Origin of the sequence: Skermanella mucosa (assembly GCF_016765655.2) — a bacterium.
GTDB lineage: Bacteria > Pseudomonadota > Alphaproteobacteria > Azospirillales > Azospirillaceae > Skermanella > Skermanella mucosa.
In genome coordinates this window covers 4,734,821-4,748,670 of the sequence record NZ_CP086106.1, presented here as the reverse complement: position 1 = coordinate 4,748,670, position 13,850 = coordinate 4,734,821, and the positions used below count along the sequence as shown (strand labels likewise).

Below are 13,850 nucleotides of genomic sequence, written 5' to 3'. Positions count from 1 at the left end.
CGTAACGGCGGCTTCATCAGCGCGGGCTCATCCCTCCGTCGTTTCCGGTCCACCCTCACGCCATGTTGCGGGGGCGGTGGTCTGCGACGGAGGTCCCCGGTGCGACCGACCCCGAGGCGTCCTCTGCCGGGAGCGCGCGTTCGGGCGGCAACTCGACCCATACCTGGGTGCCTGAGCCGAGTTCGCTCGACATCCTGACCGTGCCGCCATGACGTTCCACCAGCTGGCGGACCAGCGGCAATCCCAATCCGGTTCCCTTGACCTGACGCGCCCGCCGACTGTCGATCTGCTCGAAAGGCAGGAAGACGCGCGCCAGATCCTCGGCGGGAACGCCGACCCCGGTATCGGAGACCATGACGACGGTGCGTCCATCGGCGAGCCGCTTCAAGGCGATCTCGATCCGACCACCCCAGGGCGTGAACTTGATCGCGTTGGAGAGCAGGTTGTCCAGGACCTGACGAAGCCGCAGCGGATCGCCAAGGACCCTGACATTCCCGATGGCCGGCGTCAGGTCGACCGTGACTCCGGCGGCGCGGGAAGCGACGCGCAGATCCCGGATCGCTTCGGCCGCCAGCCTGTCCAGGGCGACCGCTTCCTCCCGGAGTTCCAGCTTGCCGGCGTCGAGTTTGGCCAGGTCGAGAATGTCGTTGATCAGGGCCAGCAGGCGCTGGCCGGACTGGTGGATGTCGCCGACATACTCCTCCTGACGGCCGGTCAGGCGGCCGAAGATTCCGCTCATCAGCGCTTCCGAGAAGCCGAGGATCGCGTTCAGCGGCGTGCGCAGCTCATGGCTGACATTGGCCAGGAAGTTGGTCTTGGCCTCGTTGGACCGTATGGCCGCGTCACGTGCGACGACGAGGCGCTCCGTCACATCCCGGAGATGCCGGTTGTTCGTCCTGAGCTCCCTCTCGGCGCCGACATGGCGCCGCATCAGCCAGACCAACGCCAGCACCAGCACGATGAAGCCGGCGCCGTAAGCCAGCAGCTTCATCTGGAAAACGCTGACCTGGCGCTGTATCTGCCCGACCAGCACGTTCTGGTGGTCCGATCCGGCGAACAGCAATCGCCTGTGGACGATCACCGCCTCTTCGACATTGCGGTCCGCCAGCGTCCGGAATGCGGCCGGATCGGTCCGGAGCAGGGGTAGGTCACGGTCGATGCGGTCGACGATCCGCCGGACCTCCGCCACGCCGTCCTCACGCCCGGCAGCCCAGGTGTGCCATTCGGCGCTCCCCGCCTCCGGGAGCGCGTTGAGACGGTTGAACACGTTGTCGAGGCGGAGCATCACCTCCTCGGCCACCTCCGGCCGGCTCCCCGGCTCCAGGCCACGGATAGCCACCTGGAGGCGCAGCAGGTCGGCCGAAAGCTCGCCGTCATACCAGAGGTCCGCTCCGCTGGCGATCTCGACCGACCGCTGGATCCCGATCAGGTCGGGGATCAGCATCGGCGTGCTGCACGACACCAGCACGATTGACACCATCCAAATGATCTTGCCCAGATCCATGAGCCACTTCCCATGCCTGCGGATCAGCACAGGATGCATCATGCCCGTCAGAAATGCGCGAACCCAAGGGATTATGCTTCACGGCCCCTTAAAACAACATGAAGACGGCCCTGATCGCCCGTGGAGCCCGGACGACGCCGTCAATCGCCGCGGGCTTCCCCGCGAAGCGTCGGCAACCCGATGCCCGTGGCGCCGAAACCTCCGTCCACGCCGAGCGTCTGCCCGGTGATGTAGCTGGCGCGATCGCTGCACAGGAAGAAGATCGCTTCGGCAAGCTCCTCCTCGAGCCCGTAGCGTCCGAGCGGGATGGCGTCGCGATAGTCCGCCCGGATCGCGGGGCTGTGCACCGCCTTGGCCATGGCCGTGTCGACCGGGCCGGGTGCCACGGCGTTGACGCGGATTCCGAGGCTTGCAAGCTCGACCGCCTGCTGCTTCGTCAGGTGAGCGAGCCCGGCTTTGCTGGTGCCGTAGGCGACGCGGAGGGTCGAGGCCCGCATTCCGGAGATCGACGTGATGTTCACGACCGCGCCTCCGCCGGTCTCGGCCATCAGCGGCGCGGCCTTCTGTGTGCAAAGGAAGGGACCGCTCAGATTCACCGCCAGGACGCGCGACCACTCTTCGAAGGACGTCTCGAGGATCGGTTTGAAGACCGCGGTGCCGGCATTGTTCACCAGGGCGTCGAGCCGGCCGAACCGCCTGCGGAGGTCCTCCAAGGCGCGGCTCACCGCGTCCGGGTCGGCGACGTCAGCGACGAGCGCCAGCGTCGCGTCGGGAGCGCCGGTTTCGGAGATCGCTTCCCGAAGCGTCTCGCCGTCGATGTCGAGGAGTGCGACCCGCCAGCCATCGGCCAGAAAGCGTCTCGCCGCGGCGAGACCGATACCCCGGGCCGCACCTGTCACCAGTGCCACCTTCCGCGCTTCATCAGCCATGTCCGCATCCAACTCCCGAAAAGACCCGGGTTCCGGCTTCGATTCCGAAGGACGGTCCGTTTCCGACTGCCTTAGTCTGTCCGGGACGGGATGGCAACCCAAGCGAAGAGTGACGGGCCTTGCATCCCCGCTTGGACGGATCGCGGCCGATCGGTGATGGGGAAGCCTCCGGCCCAGGTCCGGAAGGCAACGAACGGTCCGCAGGGCGGCAGATTGGGAGACGTGCGTGAGACCACCGAGGCGTGTGCAGGGCGATCATCCTTTCCTGCTTTCGACATCGCCGCCGACCCGGAACCAGGAGCGGCTTGCCGTCTGCGTGCTCGCGGTCCTGGTCGCCGAACTGCTGGTCACGGCACCGTTCGCGCGCATCCCGCTGCCCGGCACCGAGATCCTGCTGCCGGCCTACGGGGCCGCGATACTGCTGATCGAGTTGATCACGTCGGCCCTGCTGCTGGCGCTGTTCTCGGTCCAGCACTCGCGTGCCGTCCTCGTCCTGGCGATCGGCTACCTCTTCTCGGGCCTGATGGTGGTGCCGTGGATGCTCACGTTTCCCGGCGTGTTCGAGGCGCTGGGCCTGGACGCGGGGTTGCAGGTCACCGCCTCGATCGCCGCCCTGCGCCGCCTGGGGTTCCCCCTGTTCGTGCTCGCCTACGCGTTGTTGAAGGATGGTCCGGCTTCGGAGCCGAGGTTCCACGGATCGGTTCCGCTGGCGATCGTCGGAAGCGTCGCCGGCGCGTTCGCCGCCGCCGGCATGCTGACCTGGTTTATCCTCGCGAACGACGATTCGCTGCCGAACTTCATGAGGAACGCGAGGAACGTCACCGGCTTGTGGTCGTACATTCCGGCCATGGCGATATTCCTCTACCTGACGGCGCTCGCCGTCCTGTTCGCCCGGCGACGGTCGGTGCTCGACCTCTGGCTGATGGTCGTGCTCTGCACGCTGCTCATCGAGATCATCCTGCTCTCCTACGTCAGCGCCGGCATCCGCCTGAGCGTCGGGTGGTGGGGAGGGCGCTCCTACGGGCTGGCCTCCGCCAGCATGGTGCTGCTCGTCCTGCTGTCGGAATCGACGACCCTTTATGCCCGGGTCGCCCGGTCGGTTTCCGCCGAGCGCCGCGCCCGCGAAACGCGGCTTACGGCGATGGAGGCCCTGTCGGCCCTGATCGCCCACGAGATCAACCAGCCCTTGGCCAGCATGGTCACGAATGCGGACGCGGGTCTCCGCTGGCTCGAAAAGGAAAACCCCGATCCCGCCGAGGCGCAGGCGGCCCTGAGACGGATCGTGAATGACGGCCATCGCGCCGGCAGGGTGATCGAGAGCATCAGGGCGATGTTCAAGAAGGAAGCCCGGGATCGCGTGCCGCTGGACGTGAACCGATTGATCGAGGAGGTCCTGGCACGCTGCCGCGACGACGTCCGGCTGGGCCGCGTGACCGTCGAAACGGCGCTGGAGCCGGGATTGCCGACCGTCACCGGCAACCCGATCCAGCTTCAGCAGGTCTTGTCCAACCTGGTCTCGAACGCGATCGACGCCATGTGCTCCGTGACGGGCAGGGCGCGCGTGCTGCGGGTCACGTCCCGATCGCAGGCTCCCGGCGAGGTCATGGTCTCCGTCGAGGACTCCGGACCCGGCGTCGGTCCGGAGCTGAGAGGCAGGATCTTCGAGCCGTTCTTCACGACGAAACCCGACGGAATGGGCATGGGACTGATGTTTTGCAGATTGATCATCGAGTCCGGCGGCGGACGGCTCTGGGCGGACGGCAATGTCCCGCACGGCGCGGTCTTCCGGTTCACGCTGCCGGGCAGCGACGACGGCGTCTGGCCGGTCGGGGAACAAGCCCGATGAGCCTGCCGTCTTCCGTCGTCTTCGTCGTCGATGACGATCCCTCGGTCCGCGAGTCGATCCGCAGCCTGCTGCGCTCGGTCGGCCACTCGGTCCAGGTGTTCGACACGACGCAGGCCTTCATGCTCGCGGAGAGGATCGACGCGCCCGGCTGCCTGATCCTGGATGTCAGGCTGCCCGGCTCCAGCGGGCTGGAGTTCCAGCGCGCCCTGGCCGGATCGGGCATCAGCATTCCGATCGTCTTCATAACCGGGCACGGCGACATCCCGATGTCGGTGGCCGCGATGAAGGCGGGCGCGCTCGAGTTCCTGACCAAGCCCTTCCGGGATCAGGACCTGCTCGACGCGGTCCACCGGGGCATCGAACTGGACCGCGGCCGCCGGGATGAACTGGCCATGCTCGCGGAGTTGCGGGAACGCTTCGCGACGCTGACGCCGCGCGAGCAGGAGATCATGGCGCTGGTCGCCGCCGGCCAGATGAACAAGCAGATCGCCGGCGAGCTTCAGCTCAGCGAGGTCACGGTGAAGGTCCACCGTGCCCAGGTCATGCGCAAGATGCAGGCGAAGTCCCTGCCGGATCTGGTGCGCATCGCGGACAAGCTGGGCGCCGGTACCGCAAAGCCGTAGTCCGTCGATACCAGAGTATAATTGCTCCCATCCCGCGGCCTTCTCCATGGTTCGTCCCGACGCGGGAACGCCTGCGTCGGGGAAGAACGGGGAAAGCGACGGGATGTCCGCGAACCTGCTGATTGCGGTCGTCGACGATGACGATTCGGCCCGGGAGGCCGCGGTCAGCCTCGTCAGGGCGATGGGGTTCGCGGCATCGGGATTCCGGAGCGCCGCCGAGTTCCTGGGTTCCGGGGAAGCGGCGCGGACCGCCTGCCTGATCGCGGACGTGAGGATGCCCGGCATGGGCGGGCTCGACCTGCACCGCCATCTCGTCGCGTCGGGCACGCCGATCCCGACCGTCCTGGTCACCGCCTTTCCCGATGAGACGACCCGCGCCCGCGCAATGAGGGCGGGGGTCGGAAACTATCTGGCCAAACCGTTCGAGCCGGACGAACTGCTCGGCTGCATCCGCTCGGGCTTCGCCCGGGGCGCAGGGGAGCCGGGCTGAGCCCGACCGCGGGCGATCTTCAAGAAACAGATCATACACGGGAGACAGAGAGATGACCGACACGAAGCTTCACCTGCTGACGCCCCACAATTGCCAGCTGATCTTCATCGACCACCAGCCGCAGATGGCGTTCGGCGTGCAGTCGATCGACCGCCAGGTCCTGAAGAGCAACACCGTGGCGCTGGCCAAGGCCGCGAAGATCTTCAACATCCCGACCACGATCACCACGGTGGAGACCGAAAGCTTCTCCGGCTTCACCTATCCCGAACTGCTGGACGTGTTCCCCGGCAAGAAGCTGCTGGAGCGGACCTCCATGAACTCCTGGGACGACCAGAAGGTGCGCGACGCCCTGGCTTCGAACGGACAGAAGAAGGTCGTCGTCTCCGGCCTCTGGACGGAGGTGTGCAACAACTCCTTCGCCCTGTCGGCCATGCTGGAGGGCGGATACGAGATCTACATGGTGGCCGACGCGTCCGGCGGCACCTCGAAGGAGGCGCACGACTACTCCATGCAGCGCATGATCCAGGTCGGCGTGGTTCCGGTGACCTGGCAGCAGGTGCTGCTGGAATGGCAGCGCGACTGGGCGCGCCGGGACACCTACGACGCCGTCATGGCCCTGGTTCGCGAGCATTCCGGCGCCTACGGCATGGGCGTCGATTATGCCTACACCATGGTCCACAAGGCGCCGCAGCGCACCAGGGAGCCGAACGAGGCCCTGGCGCCGATCGCCGCCGAGTAATCGGGCCTGCCGGGCCGCGCGCCTCGCCGTGCGCGGCCCGGACCGGGACATGACTGACAGGAGGCCGGAGCTTATGACCCCGACCCGCCGCACCGTGCTGAAATCCGTTGGCGCCGCCGCCCTTCTGGGCGCGGGCATCCGCCATGCCGAGGGAGCGACGATGACCTCACCCGACCTGATCCTGACCAACGGCCGGATCACGACGCTGGACCGCGCCAGGCCGGACGCGGAAGCGGTCGCGATCAAGGACGGCCGCATCCTCGCCGCCGGACGCGCCGACGAGATCATGCCCCTGGCCGGAGCCGGGACGGAGGTGATCGACCTGAAAGGGCGCCGCGCGATCCCGGGGCTCAACGACAGCCATACCCACCTGATCCGCGGCGGGCTCTACTATAACCTGGAGCTTCGCTGGGAAGGGGTGCCGAGCCTGGCCGATGCCCTGCGCATGCTTCGGGAGCAGGCCCGGCGCACGCCGTCGCCGCAATGGGTTCGGGTGGTCGGAGGCTGGTCGGAGTTCCAGTTCGCCGAGCGCCGCATGCCGACGCTGGACGAGATCAACGCCGCCGCCCCCGACACGCCGGTGTTTATCCTTCACCTCTACGGCCGGGCGCTGCTGAACCGCGCGGCCCTGCGCGCGATCGGCTTCACCCGCGACACGCCGAACCCGCCGGGCGGCGTGATCGAGCACGACGCGGCCGGGGAGCCGACCGGGCTGCTCGTGGCGAAGCCGTCGGCGCTGATCCTCTATTCCACGCTGGCGAAGGGGCCGAAGCTCGATCCCGAGGACCAGGCCAATTCGACCCGGCACTTCATGCGCGAGCTGAACCGACTGGGCATCACGTCGGTGATCGACGCCGGCGGGGGCGGGCAGAACTATCCCGACGATTACCAAACCATACAGGCGCTCCACCGCGACGGGCAGATGACGGTCCGGGTCGCCTACAATCTGTTCGCCCAGAAGGCCGGCGAGGAGCTGGCGGACTATCGGCGCTGGACCGGCATGGTCAAGCCGGGCGAGGGCGACGCGTTCCTGCGCATGAACGGCGGCGGCGAGAACCTCGCCTGGTCGGCCGCCGACTTCGAGAACTTCCTGGAGCCCCGCCCGGACCTGGCGCCGGTGATGGAAGCGGAGCTGGAAAGTGTCGTCCGGCTGCTGGCCGAGAACCGCTGGCCGTTCCGCATCCACGCGACTTACGACGAGTCGATCGACCGTTTCCTCACCGTCTTCGAGCGGGTGGACCGGGACGTTCCCTTCGACGGGCTGCGCTTCATCATCGACCATGCGGAGACGGTCACACAGAAGAACATCGACCGTATCGCGGCGCTGGGCGGCGGCATCGCGGTCCAGCACCGCATGGCCTTCCAGGGCGAATACTATGTCGACCGGTACGGCGCCGATGCCGCCGAGGCGACGCCGCCGATCACCCGCATGCTGGAAGCGGGCGTTCCGGTCGGCGCCGGCACCGACGCGACTCGCGTATCGTCGTACAATCCGTGGGTGGCGCTCTATTGGCTGACCCAGGGCAAGACGCTGGGCGGGTTGACGCTGACCCCCGAACGGAACCGGCTGGACCGGGAAACGGCGCTGCGGCTGTGGACCAAGGGGAGCGCCTGGTTCTCCGGCGAGGCCGGCGTCAAGGGCGCGCTGGCGCCCGGCGAATATGCCGACATCACCGTGCTGTCCGACGACTATTTCTCGGTTTCCGGCGAGGCCATCAAGGACATCGAGTCCGTGATGACCGTGCTGGGCGGCAGGATCGTCTATGCCGCGGCGGAGTTCCGCGACCGCGACCCGGTGCCCCCGCCGCCGTCGCCGGACTGGTCGCCGGCCCGGACCTTCGGCGGGCACTGGCGCCGGGCGGAGGGAAGGCCGGCGAGCGCCATCAACGCCATGGCGCTGTCCTCGGCGTGCGGCTGCGCCGACCAGTGCGGGGTCCACGGCCATGCCCACCACATCGCCTGGTCCACCCCGCTGCCGGTCTCCGACAAGAGCCGGTTCTGGGGCGCCCTGGGCTGCAACTGCTTCGCTTTCTGAGGGAGGACTTCCCATGACGGCCGCCGTCGAACGAACCCCGGCGCCTACCTCCTCCTCCGCCGGCGGGGCCTGGAGCCCGTTCCGGCGCGGGACCTTCCGGGCGCTGTGGATCGCGACCGTCGCGTCCAACATCGGCACCTGGATGCACGATGTCGGCGCGGGCTGGTTCATGACCTCGCTGTCGCCCAGCCCCTTCATGGTGGCGCTGGTCCAGGCCGCAACCACGCTGCCGATGTTCCTGTTCGCGCTGCCGTCGGGAGTCCTCGCCGACATCGTGGACCGCCGCCGCTTCCTGATCGCCGCCCAGCTCTGGGGCCTCGCCGCGGCCCTGACCCTCGGCATCCTGGCGCTGCTCGGGCTGGTCGGCCCCGGCATCCTGCTCGCCGCGACCTTCGCGCTCGGCGCCGGCGCCGCCATGAACGCGCCGGCCTTCCAGGCGATCGTGCCCGAACTGGTGCCGAAGGAGGAGCTGTCCTCGGCGGTGGCGCTGAACAGCATGGGCATCAATGTCAGCCGGGCGATCGGCCCGGCGCTGGCCGGCGCGATCCTGTCCTTCGCCGGCCCTGCCGTCGTGTTCCTGCTGAATGCGCTGTCCTTCCTCGGCGTGCTGACCGTGCTGCTGGCCTGGAAGCGGGAGCCGACGCCGAACCGCCTGCCGCCGGAACATTTCTTCCCGGCGGTGCGCGCCGGCCTGCGCTATGTCCGCGAGGCGCCGGCCCTGCGCGCCGTCCTGGTCCGCGCCGTCGCCTTCTTCGCCTTCGGCAGCGCCGCCTGGGCGCTCCTGCCGATCGTCACCCGCAACGAGCTGGGGGAGGGGCCGGGAGGCTACGGCATCCTTCTCGCCTGCATCGGCGTCGGCGCCGTGGCCGGCGCGCTGCTGCTGCCCCGCTTCCGCGCCAGGCTGTCGGCGGACCGGCTGACGGTGCTGGCCACCTGGGCGTTCGCTACGGCGACGCTGGCGCTGGCCTTCGTCAGGACCTTCGAGCTGGTGGCCGTCGCCATGCTGGTCGCCGGGTTCTCCTGGATCGCGATGCTGTCCAGCCTGAATGTCGGGGCGCAGCAGGCGACGGCAGGCTGGGTGAAGGCGCGGGCGCTGTCGGTCTTCCTCGTGGTCTTTTTCGGATCCATGGCCGGTGGCAGCGCCGTCTGGGGGCAGGTCGCGACGCTGGCCGGCACGCCGACGGCGCTGGCGCTGGCGGCGGCCGGCCTCGTGCTGGGTTCGGCGGCGGCGCTGCGCTTTTCGCTGGCCGGCGGCGCGGGCCTCGATCTGGCGCCCTCGATGCACTGGCCGGCGCCGATGGTCGAGCATGACCCCGAGCCGGACCGCGGGCCGGTCATGGTCACCGTGGAGTACCGGATCGATCCGGCCGACGCCGCCGCCTTCGCCGCCGCCATGGCGGAGCTGGGGCGGGCGCGGCGGCGGTCCGGCGCCCTGTCCTGGGGGGTGTTCGAGGACGCCGCCGCGCCGGGGCGGTACCTGGAGTATTTCATCCTGCACTCCTGGCTCGACCATCTGCGCCAGCATGAGCGGGTCAGCCGGACCGACCAAGCCCTCCAGGAGCGGGCGAGGGCGTTCCACCGCGGCGCCGAGCCGCCGCGGGTCTCCCATCTCCTGGCGCCGGCGGCGGGCGGGGCGTCATGAGGTCCGCCGGGGAGCGGCGACCACCCGGCCCGGGTTGAGGATGCCGGACGGGTCGAGCGCCGCCTTCAGCCGCTCCATGGTCGCGATCTCCGCCTCCGACCGGGTGAAGCCGAGCCATTGGCGCTTCAGGACGCCGATCCCGTGCTCGGCCGACACCGAGCCGGAGAAGTCCCGCACCGTACCGTAGAGCAGGTCGTCGACGCGCCCGTAGACGGCCTTCTCCACCGGGGTGTCGAATCCTATGACCACATGGATGTTGGCGTCGCCGAGGTGGCCGTAGATCAGGACGGCGGCGTCGGGCACCGCGCCGGACAGGCCTGTTTCCAGGACCCGGACCGCGTCGATCATGCGGCCGATCGGGATCGACACGTCGTAACCCTTGGAGCTCCGGAAGAGGGTCGAGTATTCGGCCGGGGCTTCGTCGCGGATCGCCCACAGGCGGCGGGACTGGTCGATGCTTTCGGCGATCACCGCGTCGTTCAGCCAGCCCTGCTCCAGTGCGTCGGCCAGGAAGCCCTCCAGGCGCTCCCGCAGGTCGGCATCGGTGACGGAGGGGTCGTCGCCGAAGACGTCGATCAGGACGGCGGGCGTGGCGCTCTCGGCAAAGGGCGAGCGGTAGTGCGGCCCCCGCGCGGTGATCGCCGACAGGTAGCCGGGCCACATCGCCTCGAAGGCGGCGAGGCTCGAACCGAGCTTCTGGCGCGCCGCCGACAGGGCCGTGATCAGGGATGAGTCGTCGGCGACGGCCAGCCACGCCGTCGCCCGGGCCCTGGGCGCCGGTTGCAGGCGGAGAACCGCCCGCGTGACGACGCCCAGCGCCCCTTCGGCGCCGATGAAGAGCTGTTTCAGGTCGAAGCCGGTGTTGTTCTTCAGCATCCCGCCCATGTCGCTGAGCACCGTCCCGTCGGCCAGGACGGCTTCGAGGCCCAGCACTTGAAGACGGGTCATGCCGTAGCGCACGACCCGGATGCCGCCGGCATTGGTCGCGATGGTGCCGCCGATCGTGCAGGAGCCGCGGGCGCCGATATCGACGGCGTAGAACAGGCCGGCTTCCTCGGCGGCGGCCTGGACCGCGGCGAGCGTGGTTCCAGCCTTCACCGTCATGGTCATGGCGGCTTGGTCGATCGCCTCGACGCCGGCCATCCGGTCCAGCGACAGCGCCACTTCGCCTTCCTGGGTCGAAGCTCCCCCGGCGAGGCCGGTCAACCCGCCCTGGACCACCACCGGCTGCCCGGCGGCGGAGCAGAGCCGGAGTGCCGCCGAGACCTGTTCGGTCGTGCGGGGGCGGAGGACGGCGCGGGGCAGGCTTCCCTGAAGGCCGCTCCAGTCGCTGGCGTGCCGCTCCCGGTCGGCCGGGTCGGTCGAGACCACGGCGGGGCCGAGGGCGCCCACGAGGGCATCCGCAAGGGGGACGAAGGCGGCGTCGGACGGCGTCGGCATGTTTCCTCCGGTTTTTCCTGGATGTTCAAGCCGCGGGGCGGGGCCGTGTCAAGCGGCCGGTCTTCGGGACATAACAGCCGGCCGGACTGTTGTTCCCGTCGAGCATCCCATACCGGTGGAGAGACTGACGATGACCAGCGAGACCGAAGCCGCGGCCAATGACCGGCAGCGCCTGAAGGGCGACACCGCGATCCCGCAGGGCGGCGGCGAGTCCGGCAAGCAGGACACGACGACGGCGGCCGGGAAGGGCGCGGCGCAGGCCGCGAAGGGCGAGGCCGATCCCAACCTCAAGCCGGCCAAGCCGGGCGACAGCTGACCCGCCGGCTTATCCGTCAGCTCATCCGCCAGCCTATCCGTCAGTTCGATCCCGCCGGGGCTTCGCGGTAGGTGACGACGGCGTTTTCCTCCAGCGACAGCTGGACCATGTCGCCGCTTTCGGGGTGGCTCCAGTAGCGCTCGGGCATGTCGAGGCTGCGCCGGAGCCTGGGAGCGCCGTAAGCCTGCTGGAGGCTCCTTTCGAGGGCCGCATAGGCGGTCGCGTCGGCGACCAGTTCCACCCGCCTCAGCAGCGTGTCGTCGTCGAAGCAGAACAGCACCTTGTCGAAACGGCTGCCCTGGAACCGGATGGGACCGGGCATCTCCAGCAGGCAGCCGAACCCCTGGCCGTTGAGGATGGCGTCGTAGCGGGACGCCCGCTGAACCTCGTCCACGGTCATTCCCCACCGGGTGAATTCCCAGTCGGCCAGACCCGTGGCCGGCCCCAACAGCAGTGCCGCCAAGAAGGCAAAGGACCCGCGCATCACCCGTCTCCGCCGGACAGTGTCGATGGATTTTCCCGGTATGCCTTGACCCTGGATGAGTATCGCCGACCTGGGCGGGGGATTCCAGCGTCATGTCCATCGCCACGCCGGGCTTTTCGGCATGGTCACCGTCAGGCGGCGGCCGGCACCCGGGCGGGCGGCACCGGCGCGGAGGGCTTGGACGGCGCGGAGGCGGGCTTGGCGGGGCGGGTCACTATCGAAACGGCCGAAAGGTCACTATCCGGCGCCGCGGCGGGCTTTGCGGCGGGCACCGGGGCCGGCGCCTCGACGGCTTCGACCGGCGGGGACTCCGGCGGCGTGCCGGGGGTCTGGTCCGGACCCGGTCTGGGCGCCCCGCCGACGATGGCGTGGTCGTCTTCCTCCTCCGGGTCGCAATACATGATCTCCAGGTCGGCGTCGGGGTGCGGCCTGTCGCCGAGATAGTGGTGCGGGATGCGCCTGTCCTGGACCACGCCGCGAAGCTTGAGGCCCAGCTCGATCGCGCGCAGCGCCAGCCCGAGGCTCTTGCGCTCCAGCGCCTCGGCCGCGATCGTCTCGACCAGGGCGGCGGCGCGGTCCAGGGCGTCCTGGTGGCAGGATTGCCGGTCGGTCCGGAGCTGGTCGATGCGGACGCGGATGTCCGGCCGGGCGGTCAGGACCGCGCCGCGCTGCTTCGCCCCGTAAGGCGAATAGCCCGCCCGCCGCGCCGCCTCCGCCGTGCCGACGCCGCAGGCCATGGCCTTGCAGAACGCCTCGTGGCGCGGTGACAGGAGGATCACGGGCGCGGTCGTGGGGTGGATCGCGGGCGGGGAGGGTGCGTGGGTGCCGGGGAGCTGTGGTCGAGCATGGCTGGAGCGCCTTGGCCGGATGGGAACATTTGGGGAACATTATCCGGGGTTAGGCGCGAATGCAAGATTTTTGGCGGGGCGCCAGGTTGTAGGGAGGCCCGGCACGGCTGTCCGGAACGTTGTTTGGCCATTCTGCGAAAGGGTTGATCGAGGGCGGAAGCACTCCGCTTTCGTCATGGTCGGACTAGATCCGGCCATCTTTCGCGGGAAGCGTCGAAGCCTCCGTGTCTTGAGATCCGCGGGTCAAGCCCGCGGATGACGAACCGAAGGAGAAAACAGTCGCCAGGAATGTTCTCAGTAGTTGATGAGCAAGTACCGTGCTGGACAGCCGTAGAGGCCCGGGCATTTCTGCCCGGGAAGACAACGGCATTTCGTGCCGCTTGGCAATGGGGTGCTTGTCGTTTCAATGAGGCCCGGGCATTTCTGCCCGGGAAGACCCCCTACCTTGGAGGTCGTTGATTTTCAACGGAAATTCGGATCGGATTCGAGCGGGTCTCGCGGAGGCTCGCATCGCGGGTTCTCCAAGCCGAATTAACCATTCACAGTTTCAAAGATTCCGTTGTAAATCAACTGTTTGCTCTGCTGCGAGCGGGTCCGGGGTTTTTGGCCGTACCGAACCGCTCGAAAGCGTATCGGCAGTTAGCACCGCAACTGAGGATTTGTCAAAAAAATTGAGCGGTCTCCAGGAAGCTCCCGAAGTAGGGTGATCGCCAGCCGCGGCGGCTGGCCGGGGCTTCTTGGCGATGTTCCGCTGCCGAGAGGGCTCCATCAATGCCGGCGATCCTCCGCGGTCCTTTTCGAGGGGGGCCTTTGGACGCTTTCTCCCGCCGACTCCGCAAACCTCGTGCAAGGCGGCGGTCGGGGGTTGCTGGCGGCGCTGCCCGGCAACCAGAACCGTCCGCCGCCGGGCCGGGGACGAGGCGGGTTGGTCGGGGAGCGGCGATTTTCGGCGAA

At 68.7% G+C, this 13,850-nt stretch carries 12 protein-coding genes; 7 read left to right on the top strand and 5 right to left on the bottom strand.

Features of this window, described 5'->3' with window-relative positions; all coding sequences use genetic code 11:
• Positions 1–55 precede the first annotated feature (55 nt).
• Entirely contained in the window at positions 56–1,504 is a 1,449-nt protein-coding gene (locus JL100_RS22055) for a sensor histidine kinase (protein WP_202682379.1), read from the bottom strand.
• A gap of 140 nt (positions 1,505–1,644) precedes the next feature.
• Entirely contained in the window at positions 1,645–2,433 is a 789-nt protein-coding gene (locus JL100_RS22050; protein WP_202682380.1) for an SDR family NAD(P)-dependent oxidoreductase, read from the bottom strand.
• A 226-nt stretch (positions 2,434–2,659) separates the two neighbouring features.
• On the opposite strand from JL100_RS22050, the gene JL100_RS22045 reads away from it, so the two are divergent.
• From JL100_RS22045 to JL100_RS22020, 6 genes are all read left to right on the top strand, one after another.
• Positions 2,660–4,279 carry an MASE4 domain-containing protein gene (locus JL100_RS22045; protein ID WP_202682381.1) on the top strand — a complete coding sequence of 540 codons (1,620 nt, stop codon included), beginning with the start codon at positions 2,660–2,662 and terminating at the stop codon, positions 4,277–4,279.
• The gene (locus tag JL100_RS22040; RefSeq protein ID WP_202682382.1) at positions 4,276–4,902 is read left to right on the top strand and encodes a response regulator transcription factor; all 627 of its coding nucleotides are present in this window, start codon (positions 4,276–4,278) and stop codon (positions 4,900–4,902) included. The genes JL100_RS22045 and JL100_RS22040 overlap by 4 nt, the downstream gene beginning before the upstream one ends.
• A 103-nt stretch (positions 4,903–5,005) precedes the next feature.
• A complete protein-coding gene (locus tag JL100_RS22035) occupies positions 5,006–5,392 on the top strand; it encodes a response regulator transcription factor (protein ID WP_202682383.1) in 387 nt (128 codons plus the stop codon).
• Between the two features lie 52 nt (positions 5,393–5,444).
• On the top strand, positions 5,445–6,131 hold the full coding sequence (locus JL100_RS22030; protein ID WP_202682384.1) for a hydrolase: 687 nt from the start codon (positions 5,445–5,447) through the stop codon (positions 6,129–6,131).
• Between the two features lie 49 nt (positions 6,132–6,180).
• A complete protein-coding gene (locus tag JL100_RS22025) occupies positions 6,181–8,166 on the top strand; it encodes an amidohydrolase (RefSeq protein WP_228420836.1) in 1,986 nt (661 codons plus the stop codon).
• 13 nt (positions 8,167–8,179) lie between these two features.
• Positions 8,180–9,808 carry an MFS transporter gene (locus JL100_RS22020; protein WP_202682386.1) on the top strand — a complete coding sequence of 543 codons (1,629 nt, stop codon included), beginning with the start codon at positions 8,180–8,182 and terminating at the stop codon, positions 9,806–9,808.
• On the opposite strand, the gene JL100_RS22015 is transcribed toward JL100_RS22020, so the two are convergent.
• Complete coding sequence (locus tag JL100_RS22015; protein WP_202682387.1) at positions 9,803–11,248, bottom strand: FAD-binding oxidoreductase; 1,446 nt, start codon at positions 11,246–11,248, stop codon at positions 9,803–9,805. The two genes, JL100_RS22020 and JL100_RS22015, sit on opposite strands and share 6 nt — an antisense overlap.
• A gap of 130 nt (positions 11,249–11,378) precedes the next feature.
• On the opposite strand from JL100_RS22015, the gene JL100_RS22010 reads away from it, so the two are divergent.
• Positions 11,379–11,564: a hypothetical protein gene (locus tag JL100_RS22010; protein WP_202682388.1), complete on the top strand. Its 186-nt coding sequence runs from the start codon at positions 11,379–11,381 to the stop codon at positions 11,562–11,564.
• Positions 11,565–11,604: 40 nt separating this feature from the next.
• Here JL100_RS22010 and JL100_RS22005 read toward each other — a convergent pair whose 3' ends face one another.
• Both JL100_RS22005 and JL100_RS22000 read right to left on the bottom strand, forming a co-directional pair.
• The gene (locus tag JL100_RS22005) at positions 11,605–12,048 is read right to left on the bottom strand and encodes a hypothetical protein (RefSeq protein WP_202682389.1); all 444 of its coding nucleotides are present in this window, start codon (positions 12,046–12,048) and stop codon (positions 11,605–11,607) included.
• 131 nt (positions 12,049–12,179) lie between these two features.
• A complete protein-coding gene (locus tag JL100_RS22000; protein WP_202682390.1) occupies positions 12,180–12,827 on the bottom strand; it encodes a terminase small subunit in 648 nt (215 codons plus the stop codon).
• Positions 12,828–13,850: the final 1,023 nt, after the last annotated feature.

What these genes read in the sequence shown, in the direction of transcription:
- JL100_RS22015 (WP_202682387.1), bottom strand. Translation starts at nt 11,248, where the DNA reads ATGCCGACGCCGTCCGACGCCGCCTTCGTCCCCCTTGCGGATGCCCTC.
- JL100_RS22040 (WP_202682382.1), top strand. Translation starts at nt 4,276, where the DNA reads ATGAGCCTGCCGTCTTCCGTCGTCTTCGTCGTCGATGACGATCCCTCG.
- JL100_RS22005 (WP_202682389.1), bottom strand. Translation starts at nt 12,048, where the DNA reads ATGCGCGGGTCCTTTGCCTTCTTGGCGGCACTGCTGTTGGGGCCGGCC.
- JL100_RS22050 (WP_202682380.1), bottom strand. Translation starts at nt 2,433, where the DNA reads ATGGCTGATGAAGCGCGGAAGGTGGCACTGGTGACAGGTGCGGCCCGG.
- JL100_RS22030 (WP_202682384.1), top strand. Translation starts at nt 5,445, where the DNA reads ATGACCGACACGAAGCTTCACCTGCTGACGCCCCACAATTGCCAGCTG.
- JL100_RS22010 (WP_202682388.1), top strand. Translation starts at nt 11,379, where the DNA reads ATGACCAGCGAGACCGAAGCCGCGGCCAATGACCGGCAGCGCCTGAAG.
- JL100_RS22035 (WP_202682383.1), top strand. Translation starts at nt 5,006, where the DNA reads ATGTCCGCGAACCTGCTGATTGCGGTCGTCGACGATGACGATTCGGCC.
- JL100_RS22020 (WP_202682386.1), top strand. Translation starts at nt 8,180, where the DNA reads ATGACGGCCGCCGTCGAACGAACCCCGGCGCCTACCTCCTCCTCCGCC.
- JL100_RS22025 (WP_228420836.1), top strand. Translation starts at nt 6,181, where the DNA reads ATGACTGACAGGAGGCCGGAGCTTATGACCCCGACCCGCCGCACCGTG.
- JL100_RS22055 (WP_202682379.1), bottom strand. Translation starts at nt 1,504, where the DNA reads ATGGATCTGGGCAAGATCATTTGGATGGTGTCAATCGTGCTGGTGTCG.